Origin of the sequence: Acinetobacter sp. CWB-G5 (genome assembly GCF_019209785.1) — a bacterium.
GTDB classification, from domain to species: Bacteria; Pseudomonadota; Gammaproteobacteria; order Pseudomonadales; family Moraxellaceae; genus Acinetobacter; species Acinetobacter johnsonii.
This window is the reverse complement of record NZ_JAHUTF010000001.1, coordinates 58,202-73,257: the sequence shown is the minus strand read 5'-3', so window position 1 is coordinate 73,257 and position 15,056 is coordinate 58,202. Positions and strand designations below refer to the sequence as shown.

Genomic DNA, 15,056 nt, shown 5'->3' with positions numbered 1-15,056 from the left:
TTGATGTCAAATAGACAGTTACTTGAACAGCAGTTGCTCAGTTGGAGACATGAGTTACACCGTCATCCAGAATTATCAGGGCAAGAGTTTCAAACCACCGATAAGTTAAAACAATGGCTGTCTGAATACGGCATTGAAACTTCAACTTGGGGCTTAAAAACAGGACTGATTGCAGATATTGGCACGGGTTATCCAATTGTGGCTATTCGAGCAGACATCGATGCGTTACCCATTCATGAAGAAATTGAGCAAGACTTTCGTTCGACTCAAAACGGGGTAATGCACGCTTGTGGACATGATTTACATAGCTCAAGCATTTTAGGCGCTGCGATTTTACTCAAAGCGCAAGCGTCTGAATTAAAAGGTACGGTACGCGTTATTTTTCAGCCCGCGGAGGAAACTTATAGCGGCGCTTATGAAGTACTCAATAGCGGTGCCTTGAAAGATGTATCCGCCATTTTTGGTTTTCACAATGTTCCCGAGTTACCTCTAGGCACTTTTGCAACACGCTCTGGTGCATTTTATGCCAACGTCGACCGATTCAAAATTGTGATTAAAGGCAAGGGCGGTCACGCAGGGCGTCCGCATGAAACCAAAGATCCAATCGTTGTGGCAGCACAGTTGACTAGTGCTGTGCAAACCATTACCAGTCGTAGCATAAATAATTTAGACACCTGTGTAGTCAGTATTACCCAAGTACATGCGGGCACAAGCTGGAACATCCTGCCAGAAGAAGCTCGCTTAGAGGGCACGGTACGAACCCATTCTTCGGAAGTTCGCTTAGCTGTTGAAGAAAAACTTAAACAAATTGCACAAGGTATTGCACTTGCCCACTCAGTTGACATTGCAGTGGATTGGGACAATGGCCCCGCCGCATTAATCAATACTGCAACATGGGCTGAACTGAGCCAAAGCGTTGCTCGTGCGCAAGGTTATGAGGTGCAAGAAGCACCGCTTTATTTGATCGGTGAAGACTTTGGCGCCTATTTAGAACAGATCTCGGGTGCCTTTGTCAGTATCGGCAGTGCTAGTCACTTCGGGCTTCACCATCCCCAATATCAACCCAATGAATCTTTAATTTATCCAGCTGCTCAGTACTTTGCTGCCTTAGCAACACAAGCACTTGAGTCTATTCATAAAAATGCAGAGGTCTAACATGAGTAATACCAAACAAATTCGCTTTGGAACAATCTTACACGGTGCAAACGGAAATATGTCTGCATGGCGCCATCCTGAAGCGGTAGTCGATGCCAGTATCAATTTTGAATTTGCAAAAAACGTCGCGCTTCAGGCAGAACAGGCAAAGTTTGATTTTGTCTTTGTGGCTGATGGTTTATATATCAATGAAAAATCAATACCCCATTTTCTCAACCGTTTTGAACCAATTACCTTGCTTTCAGCTCTAGCCAGTGTGACCCAAAATATTGGTTTAGTGGGTACGGTGTCGACCTCGTATAGCGAGCCTTTTACCATTGCGCGTCAGTTTGCCAGTCTGGATCATTTAAGTGGCGGTCGTGCAGGATGGAATGTGGTAACCACACCACTAGAAGGTACTGCAAAAAATCATACCCGCAAGCAGCATCCTGAGCACAGTCAACGTTATGAAATTGCAGATGAATATTTGCAGGTAGCCAAAGGGCTTTGGGACTCATGGGGTGAAGGTGCTTTTGTTCGTAATAAAGAAACAGGGCAATTTTTTGAGCGCAGTAAATTACATACGCTGAATCATCAAGGTAAACATTTTGAAGTGGCAGGCCCCCTCAATGTGGAGCGTTCGCCACAAGACCGTCCGATTCTATTCCAAGCTGGAGCATCGGGTGCAGGTCGTGTATTAGCCGCGAAACATGCTGATGCTATTTTTACCCATCAAGCCTCTTTGGAAGAAGCACAAGCGTTTTACTTAGATGTGAAACAGCAAGTGATTAAGAATGGTCGCGACGCAGATGATTTGCTCATTTTCCAAGGGATTGGGGTCTTGATCGGGGATTCTGCTAAGGACGTAGAGCGTCAATATCTTGAAACTGCTGCATTGGTGACGATAGAGGACGCGCTGAATTATTTAGGCCGTTTCTTTGAGCATCATGATTTTTCTCAATATGAACTCGATGCACCTTTTCCAGAACTGGGAACACTCGGTGAAAACAGCTTCAAAAGTGGTACTGATGAAATTAAACGTAAAGCCAAAGCAGAGAATTTAACTTTACGTCAGGTTGCACTGCAAGCAGCAACTCCACATCCACCTTTTGCTGGAACGGTAGAAGAAATCGCAGATCAGTTAGAACTGTGGGTAAGAGAAGAAGCGGCAGATGGCTTCATTATTGCCGGTGCAACCCCAAAAACTTTAGACACTTTTGTTGAAAAAGTCGTGCCATTGCTGCAACAGCGTGGCCTATATCGTACCGAGTATCCGGGCAACACTTTACGTTCTAGTTTTGGTTTAAAGCGACCAGAAAATCAATTTGAACCATCAGAAAAGGAACAGCTTCATGCCGTTGAATAAAACACCTTTGGCGATTGCTTTGGCACTGTTTCTAGGAATGTCTCTGGTTGGATGCAGTAAAGAACAGGCATCTACACAAACAGCGAGTTCAACAGCCGAGTCTACAAAATCGACCGATAAAACCGATTTTTATAGCCGTGAGCTTGCAAAGTTAAAACAGAATATGACGCCTATTCATGTTGCTCAAAATGCAGAAGCCAGTCAAAAAATCCCAAAAGATTTTAAGTTTGTAAATGCGGATTATTTTACCGTTGCTGCGATTTCAGGAGCGCCACCTTTAAGTGTATTGGGGCCTGATAATCAAACCTATATTGGAACTGAAATTGATATTGCTCGTTTGATTGCAGACAGTTTGGGTTTAAAGCTGAAACTGGTTCGTACCTCGTGGGAAGACTGGCCGCTCGGTGTACTTAGTGGCAAATATGATGCAGCCATTGCCAATGTCACTGTGACCAAAGAGCGTAAGGAGAAATTCGACTTTGCGACCTATCGCCAAGACGTATTGGCTTTTTATGTCGCAGAGAAAAGCAAAGTCAAAGCCATCAAAGGTCCCGATGATATTTCAGGTTTAAAAGTGATTGTTGGTTCTGGTACCAATCAGGAAAAAGTGCTGTTGGACTGGATTGAGGACAATAAAAAGAAAGGGCTGCCACCGGGGCAGGCACTTTATTACGATGACGGTGCTTCCGCAAGTTTAGCGCTTCAGTCTGGGCGGGTTGATGCCTTATTTGGTCCTAACGTTGCTTATGCATGGCAAGCAGCAAATGGTGCAAAAATCCGTTTAGCAGGAACAGCACTCGGTGGTGGAACACGACCTGCCGAATTGGGGGTCACGCTGAAAAAAGGCAGTGGTTTGGCCGATGCGGTACAGACAGCTTTAAATGGAGTAATTCAAACAGGAGAGTATCAAAAAGTCTTAGCGCGTTGGGGGGCACAGGCAGAAGCGATTCAGCATTCTGTAATCAACCCGCCGGGGCTAGGAGACTAAAAGGTACAACGCCCAGACAGTGGTAATTTTGTTCTGGCATTAATAAGTGTGATGAGTTGCTACAACAATGGGAGAGCGGCTCACACGTAAAAAAGTTTGAAAACTGATTAATTGGATTAGATTAGTCTTCAATTGATTCAGGATAAATAAGAGGTCATTATGCAAGAAAAATTTATCCAAATGCCAGTTGATGTACCCGAAGCACAACCTTTGCTTGATCAGTTATTTGCTGAATATGAAGAAATTTATGGTGATTTTTTTGCTCGTCAAGACGCACAAGTGATTGATGAGCGTAAAAAAGCCACACATCGGGAACGCTATGAAGGTACGGAAGACTTTTTACCTCCACATGGTTTGTTTGTGGTGCTGAAACGTGATGATGAAGTCATTGCAATGGGGGCATATAAACGTTATGACGCAGAAACAGCGGAACTTAAACGGATTTGGTCACATCGGAACTTACGGAAACAGGGATTGGCTGCAAAAATAGTCAAAGAACTAGAACGAAGTGCGCTCGCTGCGGGGTATAGCAAAATCTTTCTCACCACAGGGTTTAAGCAAATTCCAGCGGTGAAATTGTATTTGAGTTTAGGTTATGAACCGCAGTTTGAACTCACCCCAGATTTTAATTTTGATCGTTATATTGGTGCGCCTTTACACGGTGGGCTTCCTTTTAGAAAGACTTTACTGCAAAAGGAGGTCGCATGAGTTTAGAGCACTATAAAATCGTTCCAGCACGTCATCCACTGCGCTACATTGGCGTCGCATTTTCGGTATTGATTATTGCAGTCGTCGCGGAATCGATATTTTCCAATCAAAACTGGGGCTGGCCTGTTTTTAGGCAATGGTTCTTTGACCCTGCGATTCTTCGGGGTTTGATGATGACGCTGAAACTGACCTTTTGGTCAATCATTTTCAGTTTAATTTTGGGTACCATTGTAGCCATGATGAGGCTGTCATCATCTTGGTTAATTCGCTCATTGGCATGGGTGTATATCTGGATGTTCAGATCATTACCACTGCTGTTGGTGTTGATTATTCTCTATAATTTTTCTTATTTATATGAATATATCAATGTCGGTGTGCCTTTTACCGACACGGTCTTTGCCCAGTTCAAAACCATCAATGCATTGGATCAGTTCTCAACCGCTTTGGTCGGTTTGGTGATTGTACAAAGCGCCTATACCGCCGAAGTCATTCGAGGTGGGATTTTGTCTGTCGATCATGGTCAATTTGAAGCAGCGGCAGCATTGGGATTGTCATGGTGGCGCCGTACGACGCGCATTATTTTACCGCAATCCATTCGCAGTATTATCCCCGCGATTATTAATGAATGTGTCGGTTTATCTAAAGGCACATCGATTGTGTATGTTTTGGCAATGCCTGAACTCTTTTACACCGTACAAATGATCTATAACCGCAACCAAGAAGTGATTCCTTTGTTGATGGTTGCCGCCGTTTGGTACGTAATTGTGACCAGTGTATTTTCCATCGTGCAGTGGTATATCGAAAGAATATTGGCAAAAGGCGAGCGGAAATCAGCCGTGAATAGCTTTGTTTTTTTCAAGAAAGCGCAGCCACACACGACTCAGCCGCGTATAGGAGCTAGCTATGATCATTAATCAATCAACATCTCCTGCAAATGGTCATATTCAAGTGAGCCATGTATTTAAAAATTATGCAGGACATGCGGCATTACAGGATATCAGCCTTGATATTCCCGCGGGATCCGTGACGGTAATTATTGGTCCATCTGGATCGGGTAAATCCACTTTATTACGAACGATAAATCATCTAGAACGTGTGGATGCAGGATTTATTCAAATTGATGATGAGTTTATCGGCTATCATAAAAAAGGCGATAAACTCTATGAGTTAAAAGAACGAGACATTTTAAAACAACGTAAATCTGTGGGTTATGTGTTCCAGAATTTTAATTTATTTCCACATTTAAATGTTTTGCAAAATATTATTGAAGCACCCTTAGCACATAAAAAATTGAGTAAAGATCAAGCGATTTTAAAAGCCAATCAATTATTGGGTTTAGTGGGGCTAAGAGATAAGGTTGAAGCATGGCCCAAACAGCTTTCTGGTGGTCAGCAGCAGCGCGTTGCGATTGCCAGAGCTTTAGCCTTAGATCCTAAAGTGATTTTATTTGATGAACCGACCTCCGCTTTAGACCCTGAGTTGGTAGGGGAAGTCTTAAATGTAATCAAAAGCTTGGCGAAATTAGGTAAAACCATGGTGATTGTAACGCATGAAATTGCTTTTGCACGAGAAGTTGCCGATCATGTTGTGTTTATGGATCAAGGGCGAATTGTTGAACAAGGAACCGTTCAACAAGTTCTGGAACATCCTAAAGAAGAGCGTACTCAAAACTTTTTATCTCGGGTTTTATAAATTTGAGTCTTATTTTTTAATGATATCTATTTTAGTTTCATATATTAAAATCGTTGGTGAATGATAAAACTAACGATTTTTTTATAAGTTTAATTTTGTTGATAAGGTATGATTAAATCCATATAAATAGAATAAATTTCATCGTTTATAATCATTTTAAATTTATTTTTAATAGTGATTAAAATGAGCAGATTAATTTATTTGGATTATGCAGCAACAACACCTATACTTCCTGAAATTTCTCAAGCAATGATTCGATGTTTGTCTGTAGAAGGTGATTTTGGAAACCCAGCCTCACAATCGCATCATTATGGTTGGGATGCTGCAAAACATATCACCACGTCTAGACAGCATGTTGCCAATTTAATCCACGCCAATCCGCAAGAAATTATTTGGACTTCAGGTGCGACAGAATCGAATAACCTCGCGATCAAAGGCACTTTAGATATCTATAAGCATAAAAATAAACACATCATTACCAGTAAAATAGAGCATAAAGCTGTGCTAGATACCTGTACCGAGTTAGAAAGTCTCGGTTTTCAGGTCACTTACTTACAACCTGAGTTGGGTACAGGTGTGATTCACCCAGAACAGGTGGAACAGGCCATTCAATCCAATACGGTTTTAATTTCGCTGATGATGGTTAATAACGAAATTGGGACGTTAACCGATGTTCAAGCGATTGGTCATATTGCACATCAGCATCAAATTTTATTTCATGTCGATGCTGCTCAAGCTGCGGGAAAAAAAGCCATTGATGTTCAAGAGATGCAGATTGATTTACTCAGTTTATCTGCCCACAAAATCTATGGACCCAAAGGCATTGGTGCGCTCTATGTTCGTCAAGACATTCAAAAACAGATCAAGACACAAATTCATGGCGGTGGACATGAACAGGGTTTACGTTCGGGAACTTTAGCCACACATCAAATCGTTGGAATGGGCGAAGCTTGCAGACTGGCTAAATTAGTCTTAGTGGAAGAACAACAGCGGATCCAACATCTAAGGAATAAGCTATTGCAAGGTTTACAGGCTTTGACACCCGTGAACTTAAATGGCCATGCTACACAGCATGTCGCAAATTATTTAAATATGAGTTTTTTAGGCGAACGAGCTAATTCTATTATTGCCGCCATTAAACAGGTTGCCGCAGTTTCAAGTGGCTCGGCTTGTAATTCGCATCATGCCACACCGTCGCATGTATTAAGTGCTTTAGGACTGAGTGAAAATTTAGTGTCAAATACGGTACGTCTTAGTTTTGGAAGATATACCACGCAAGATCATATAGAAATATTGTTGAAGCATTTAGTAATGGTTTTAAAGGAAAAAAAGGCAACAACACAGTTATCTTTTGTCTAATTCTTAAAACTATGATTTATTTGGATTAAAAACTAGAGTTTATTAATAAAATTTTCTCTAGTTTTTTAACTGATAAAGATGGTATGCAAATTTTGTGTAAGTGATGCGTATTTAGTAAAATACAAATTGGTTTTAGTTTAATTCAGTACTAGATGTATGGGTATCTAAAATAAAAAAAAGTGTGTGTAAAATCAAAATAGTGATTTTTTGTTTTTGGCAATCGGTAGCGCTTAGCATGTTAAATATTGTGTTTTTAAATGCAATAAATACATGCTATTGTGATATTGTTCTCATAAATATACATAAAAAAAATGTGCTTTTTCATTTTTAATGTTACATAAAAAAACAATTTTATTTTTAATGTGTATAATTCTTAAAATAGATGTTTTTCAATTTATAAAAAATAGTTTTTATTGTTATCTATTTGTTTTACATATAAAAAATAATTTTTAAAACATTGGTTTAACATGTATTTTTAAAAAAGTTTAATAAGATTTTTTAAAAAATCTTAATAGTTTTTTGTCAGATTTTAGTGAATTTATACAGGTGTATTTTAAAGAATAATAAACTAGTGTAAAAACATTGAGAGAAGAAATAATTTACTTTTAATACTCATTTTTTTATTTGATGAACCATAAAAATGCACAGGTTATGAGTAGCTAAAAGTCGTTTAAGTTTAATAAGACCAAAAAACGTTTTTTATTTTTGGATGGAAATAACAAATCAATACCATTTCAGAGGGTTATTTGTATGGTTACTCAAATTTCAATAGTAGGTAAGGAATCTCATAAAGAAGCTGTGGCTAATATGGGAGGATCAAACAAAGTTCAGTTATCAAAAGAAAACCCTTCGGTAGTCAAGCTTCAGCTAAATAAAGATGATGTTAAGAGTTTTTCAAAAGAAGGGAATGATCTCAAAGTTATTTTAAATAATGGAGAGGTTATAACAATTGTTGGTTTTTTCGCATCGGATAATAGTTTAGTTTTAGAAGGTAGTAATGCCTTAGTATGGGTAGATTTTGTTGCTAATGGAGATGCTATAAATGCAACATATTCAACTTTGAGTAATATTGAACCTTTACTTTACGATGATAATGGAATGTCTGCATTAGCGTGGATTGCAATTCCATTAGCTGCGGGAGGCATGATAGCTTGGGCAGCAAATGATTCAGATGATGATTCAGGTTCTGGTTCTAAAGGCGCTATAGGTGAAACGGGTGCCACTGGATCTACGGGTGCTACAGGTGAAACAGGTGCTACAGGATCTACAGGTGCCACAGGTGAAACTGGGGCTACAGGATCTACGGGTGCCACAGGTGAAACAGGCGTTACTGGAGAAACTGGTGCAACGGGCGAAACTGGTGCAACGGGCGAATCGGGTGAAGATGGAAAGTCAATTTTAGACCTGCTTATCGAAGCTGGAGAATTACCTGCAGATGCAACCATTACTGATTTAATTGAATATTTAAAAGGTGTGGATGGTGCGATTGGTGCGACAGGTGCATCAGGTGCAGATGGAAAATCTGCTTTAGAGTTATTGATTGATGCAGGTGAATTACCAACCGATGCGAATATTAATGATTTGATCAATTACCTAAAAGGGTTAGATGGTGCGATTGGTGCGACAGGTGCATCAGGTGCAGATGGAAAATCAGCCTTAGAGTTATTGATTGATGCAGGTGAATTACCAAGCGATGCAACCCTTAATGACTTAATTGAATATTTAAAGGGTGCAGATGGCGCGACTGGCGCAACAGGTGCCACAGGTACGGATGGTAAGTCAGCACTAGAGTTGCTGATCGAAGCTGGAGAATTACCTGCAGATGCAACCATTACTGATTTAATTGAATATTTAAAAGGTGTGGATGGTGCGATTGGTGCGACAGGTGCCACAGGTGCCACAGGTGCGGATGGTAAGTCAGCACTAGAGCTGCTGATCGAAGCTGGAGAATTACCACCGGGTTCAGATACGAACGATCTGATTGATTACCTTAAAGGAGCAGATGGCGCCACTGGCTCAACAGGTGCCACAGGTGCGGATGGTAAGTCAGCACTAGAGCTGCTGATCGAAGCTGGAGAATTACCACCGGGTTCAGATACGAACGATCTGATTGATTACCTTAAAGGAGCAGATGGCGCGACTGGCGCAACAGGTGCCACAGGTACGGATGGTAAGTCAGCACTAGAGTTGCTGATCGAAGCTGGAGAATTACCACCGGGTTCAGATACGAACGATCTGATTGATTACCTTAAAGGAGCAGATGGCGCGACTGGCGCAACAGGTGCCACAGGTGCGGATGGTAAGTCAGCACTAGAGTTGCTGATCGAAGCTGGAGAATTACCACCGGGTTCAGATACGAACGATCTGATTGATTACCTTAAAGGAGCAGATGGAGCGAATGGCGCTACAGGTGCGGATGGTAAATCAGTATTAGAATTATTGATTGATGCTGGTGAATTACCAGTAGGTTCTACAGTTTCAGACTTGGCTGAATATTTGAAAGGTGAGGTTGGCGCTACTGGTGCTACGGGTGCCACAGGCGAAACTGGTGCTACAGGCGAAACTGGTGCTACGGGATCTATAGGCGCTACAGGCGAAACTGGTGCAACGGGCGAAACAGGCGCTACAGGTGGAACTGGTGCCACAGGCGAAACTGGTGCCACAGGCGAAACTGGTGCAACGGGCGAAACAGGTGCCACAGGCGAAACTGGCGCTACAGGCGAAACTGGTGCTACAGGTGAAACTGGTGCAACGGGTGAAACAGGCGCTACAGGATCTACGGGTGCCACAGGCGAAACTGGTGCAACGGGATCTATAGGCGCTACAGGCGAAACTGGTGCAACGGGCGAAACAGGTGCCACAGGCGAAACTGGTGCTACAGGCGAAACTGGTGCAACGGGATCTATAGGCGCTACAGGCGAAACTGGTGCCACAGGCGAAACTGGCGCAACAGGTGCAACGGGATCTACAGGCGAAACGGGTGCTACAGGCGAAACTGGTGTCACAGGCGAAACGGGTGCTACGGGCGCAACAGGTGGAACTGGTGCTACAGGCGCTACAGGTGAAACGGGTGCTACAGGTGCAACGGGTGAAACAGGGCTTGTAGGTGCAGATGGTGCAACGGGTGCCACAGGTGAAACAGGTGCCACAGGCGAAACTGGTGCTACGGGTGCCACAGGCGAAACAGGTGCTACTGGTGCTACAGGTGTAAGTGGATCAGCTGATTTGATTACAGGTATTACTTTAAATGCCGATGCAAATGCAAATGGAAAACTCAGTCAGCGCGAGCTTCTAGATGGGCCAAATACAATAACGATTGGATTGGGTGCAGATGCCAAGGCAACAGATGTCATTATAGTAAATGGCACTCCGTATGTGCTTACTCAACAAAATATTGATGCAGGAGAAATAGAAGTTTCTGTATCTGTATTGGACGGGTTGAATTTCATACGTGTTGATGCCTCAAATAGCGATGGTCAGACAGATGTAGACTTTAAATTCTTTGAAGTCACTGATGGGAACTATATTGGTAATGTGAATGTCATAAGTGATACGAATGGAAATAACATTATTGATAACACTGAGCTAGGTGTAGGTAGTACGATCGATGTTCGTGTGCAGATTGGTGACGATGTCCGCGTAGGAGATGTTATTTCTTTGGGTGGCGTAGAACATACAGTAACGCAAGCTGACATAGATCAAAAATACGTAGAATTTTTAGATGTGCCTGTAACACAAGGACAAACTGAGACGCTAGATGTCGATATTAAATCTAATACAGGGACTGAGTTAGATGATGCATCTAAAGATATACAGATTGATGGTGCACCGCGTGACATCGTAAGTTCGATTGACTTCCCTAATGATGTAAATATCGTAGGTGGCGATGGCATACTGACTCCAACAGAGATGGATGGTAAAAACTATACCCCTGTAAAAATTACATTAGGTGCAGATGCTCAGGTCGGAGATATCATTGTTGTCAATGGTGACAAATATATTCTTAATCCATCAGAGGTGAGCAGCCATACCTTAATAGTTAACGTATCAGTACGAGAAGGTCAAAATCCGATTGATGTTTCAGCAACGGATCAATGGGGTAATGTAGATCGAGTAACTGATTCAATCATTGTCGATTTATTACCACCTGTTGGAGGGGCTGTCAGTATTCTTACACCTATTGCAGGTGATGATGTTATTGATGCCAGCGAAGTTGGGGGTAATATTACGGTTACAGGGTCTGTAACGTTGCCTGCTGATACAGTCTCAGCAACAGTTGTGATAACGGTAAATGGTCAGACATATCCTGCAATTCTAACCGGAAACACATGGACAGCATCTATTCCAGGTAGTCAGTTTGCTGGCGGTGCTGGTAATGTTCATGCTGAAGCGACTTTTACTGACAGTGTTGGTAATACATCATTACCAACGGTGGCTGATGCTGCATATACCTTAGATATTCCAGCAGTACTGAGTGATTCCGTACTTGCAGGAGTTGGTGTAAATCCACCAGTTACAGGTAGTACTGTTAAAACAGGTACAAGCCTAGCTATGGACAGTACCTCAGCGCCCGTCACGGCAGTTGATGGAAATGGTACATCTGTGCTGATGACTGTTGGCGGTGTCGCTTTGGTGTGGAGTGGAACTGGTACACTAGCAGACCCATTTATTGCAACTGCAACAGGTTTGACAGAGCCAGTATTGAGTATCACGATTAATAATAATGGCGACTATACGATTGTTCAAAACCATAGCCTTGACCACCATCTAGTGGGTGCAGACAAAATCACCATTACGATTCCAATTCTAGATGGAGGTCTTGCACATGATGTACTGAAACTAGAAATTGTTGATGGTGTTCCTGTTGCAGCTACAGAGAACAGGGCAAATTTAACACAACAAATAACACAGGGGTCAGAAACGCTAGATATCAGCATACCGCAAACTTATCGTGGGTCAGCTGTTGAAACCTTTGGTGGTGATGTTGAGGGTGCACATGTAAGTAAAGTGACTATTGAAGGTGTTAATTTTACTTATGATGGTACGACCGTGACGCCGCCTAGCAGCTTTAGTGGTTCAATGATTGTGACTTCACATACTGTGACAGATAGTTCAGGTACATCCTTAGTTGTCACGACAGCTCGTGGTGAAACCATTACGGTGAATTTAGACACTGGAAATTATACTGTTGAAGTTACAGGTCAAGGTCTTGCAGTCAATGAAGCGCCTGAGGCCACAATCAATTCTAGTGGCGGATTGTTAGGCGTCGTTGATGCAAATGTATTGGGTGTTGTTGATTTATCGAAATCTCAAATGTTTAGTGTTAGTGATACTAATGAAAATCTAAAAACTGTTGAGATATCAATTACAACTGAATTAGGATCAGCCGTAATAAGTCAAGCAGTTGCTGGTATTCCTATTATTGGTGGAATTCTTGCAGGTCTATTGAATACATTAGGTATAACCGCAGTTTTAAACTATGCAGGAAGTGTCCTAGGTTCGTTAACTTCTGCTTTAGGTCTTAGTCAATATTCTTTGGATTACTCAACCACACTAGCGATAGAACTAGGTTTAACTGTAACGAAGAGTTCTGCAAATGCAACATTTATCCCAAATCCTAATGGTAGTGGGTATATTTACGGACAAACCCTTACAATTACTACTAGTGACCCCGAAGCCGCTGCTCAAAAGTTTAATGAGTTATTAGGATCTGTTAACGTTGCTACAAGCGCTTTGGGCGGGTTAGCACAAGCTGGAGTTGCCCCAACATTTACAGTCAAAGCGACTGATAGTAATAACGCCACAGATAGCTCAACGCACAGTGATTTAATTAGTGCGGATGTATTAGGTGGATTACTCGGTTCAAACAACGAATCTAACGAAGCTATTATTACTGGTACAGTAGGTGCAAACACAATAGATCAAAGTGGAGCAGCTAACTCTGTACGCATTTATGGTCTAGACGGCAACGATATCATCACAGGCAGTAACTTTGCTGACATCATCCGTGGTGGAGCTGGTGACGACACAATCGATAGTGGTGCTGGAAATGACATTATCATTGGTGGAAAAGGCAATGACACGATGACAGGCTACTTAGGTCGTGTGGTCTTCAAGTGGGAAGCGGGAGACCAAGGAACTGTTTCATCAGCAGCAAGAGACACAATTCTTGATTTTGATACTCGCTCTGTAGCACAGGGTGGTGATGCAATTGATCTATCTGGTTTGTTGTCTGGTGCGAGTCGTGTTGGCACTAACTCAATTAATATAGGACAGTACTTATACTTTGTTGAAATTGGGGGGAACACAGAAATACATATCAGTTCAACAGGTGGTATTACAGATATTACAGCCTCTGATACGGTAAATGCAGTTGATCAAGTGATCGTACTTGAATTTGTGTCAGATCTGCTAGACCAATTTAATAGTCAAGAAGAACTCATCAATTTCTTACTTAAATCTGGAAAATTGATCATTGGCGAACAAGTGCTAGATCAGACGACTTATGACAGTATTAAAGCTGATGATCATCTGAATATCGACATTGAAGTCAAAGATGGAGATGGTGATACAGATACACATAACGTGGATTTAACAGTTGGTAGTTTAGAAGACGCCAATCAATATCAGCCAGACTTTGATCCAAATAATGTTGCACCAGAAATTAGTTTAGAAGTGAATACGCTTCTTGGCTTGATTGGTGTAGATGCACTTGGCTTACTAGATCTTAGTCGCCAGTCTTATTCAGTCATCGACCAAAACAACAATTTGCAACGCGTTGAATTGGTTTATCAACCTGTAGTTAATGTTGGCTTAACACGTGCTTACTTTGCCGTCAGTACAGAGTTGGCTACTGAGCTAGGTTTGAAAGTTACCTCAGTGACGGATGGTGGTTTACTCAATCTACTCGGCTATAGCAATACACTCATCATTACGGCACTAGATGGTGGAACGATTAGCAATTTGGCTATCAATGAGCTTTTAGCAGCAGTTGAAATGCGTGCGGAAGATGGCACATTGCTTACAGGTAATTTGTTAACTACAAATGTACTGAACTCAGTTTCAATGACAGCCATTGATAGTCAAGGTGCATCATCAACGAAGAGTGGTGGTAGCTTAATTGATGTGAACTTACTCGATAGTTTTAGCAATGGTGATACGTTCATATTTGAAGGCTCCAATGTTACTGACAACCTAGACCATTCTGCGGCAACAGAAGGTGTACGTTTATATGGCTATGCTGGTAATGACACATTAACAGGCGGCGCTGGCAATGATCTGTTACGTGGTGGAGATGGAAATGACACACTCATTGGTGGCGCGGGGAATGACTTGTTGATTGGAGGGTCAGGCAATGACACGCTTACTGGTGGTACGGGTAATGACACAGCGCTATATGAACTTCTAGATAATTTAGATGCTAGAGGTGGTAATGGCACTGACATTTGGACTGATTTTTCGGTTGGTTCGGGGGCAGATAAAATTGATGTTTCTGCATTGCTCGATGGACATCAGACTGCGACTAATATAGGTAACTATATTTCTGTGACAACTGATGTAAATGGACATGCAGTGATTGCAATTGACCGAGATGGTAGTGGAACGAACTTTACTGTTAAATCAGACTTGTTGGTGCTAGAAAACATTACAGCCAGTAGTTTAGGTGCTACAGCAGAGGATCAACTTCAGACCTTATTAAATAATAATCAGATCATCTTCTAAACAGAAGGAAAGGAATAAAAAAGGATGCTTTGTGGGTTTAAACACAAAGCATCTCTTCTCTATGTATTTGATGAATTGGATATAAGT

General features: G+C 41.8%; 8 protein-coding genes. All 8 read left to right on the top strand.

Features of this window, described 5'->3' with window-relative positions; translation table 11 throughout:
- Nucleotides 1-3 precede the first annotated feature (3 nt).
- On the top strand, nucleotides 4-1,155 hold the full coding sequence (locus tag KVY11_RS00310; RefSeq protein WP_218287599.1) for an amidohydrolase: 1,152 nt from the start codon (nucleotides 4-6) through the stop codon (nucleotides 1,153-1,155).
- 1 nt (nucleotide 1,156) lies between these two features.
- Entirely contained in the window at nucleotides 1,157-2,500 is a 1,344-nt protein-coding gene (locus KVY11_RS00305; protein ID WP_218287597.1) for an LLM class flavin-dependent oxidoreductase, read from the top strand.
- Nucleotides 2,487-3,488, top strand: a complete 1,002-nt coding sequence (locus KVY11_RS00300) for an ABC transporter substrate-binding protein (RefSeq protein WP_218287595.1) — start codon at nucleotides 2,487-2,489, stop codon at nucleotides 3,486-3,488. Before KVY11_RS00305 ends, KVY11_RS00300 begins: the two co-directional genes overlap by 14 nt.
- Nucleotides 3,489-3,647: 159 nt before the next feature.
- Complete coding sequence (locus tag KVY11_RS00295; RefSeq protein ID WP_218287593.1) at nucleotides 3,648-4,196, top strand: GNAT family N-acetyltransferase; 549 nt, start codon at nucleotides 3,648-3,650, stop codon at nucleotides 4,194-4,196.
- Nucleotides 4,193-5,110, top strand: coding sequence for an amino acid ABC transporter permease (locus tag KVY11_RS00290; protein ID WP_218287591.1), 918 nt, complete (start codon nucleotides 4,193-4,195; stop codon nucleotides 5,108-5,110). The genes KVY11_RS00295 and KVY11_RS00290 overlap by 4 nt, the downstream gene beginning before the upstream one ends.
- Entirely contained in the window at nucleotides 5,100-5,888 is a 789-nt protein-coding gene (locus KVY11_RS00285) for an amino acid ABC transporter ATP-binding protein (protein ID WP_218287586.1), read from the top strand. The genes KVY11_RS00290 and KVY11_RS00285 overlap by 11 nt, the downstream gene beginning before the upstream one ends.
- A 183-nt stretch (nucleotides 5,889-6,071) precedes the next feature.
- Nucleotides 6,072-7,247, top strand: a complete 1,176-nt coding sequence (locus KVY11_RS00280) for an aminotransferase class V-fold PLP-dependent enzyme (RefSeq protein ID WP_218287584.1) — start codon at nucleotides 6,072-6,074, stop codon at nucleotides 7,245-7,247.
- A 750-nt stretch (nucleotides 7,248-7,997) separates the two neighbouring features.
- Complete coding sequence (locus KVY11_RS16665) at nucleotides 7,998-14,969, top strand: type I secretion C-terminal target domain-containing protein (RefSeq protein WP_218287583.1); 6,972 nt, start codon at nucleotides 7,998-8,000, stop codon at nucleotides 14,967-14,969.
- The last annotated feature ends 87 nt before the right edge of the window (nucleotides 14,970-15,056 follow it).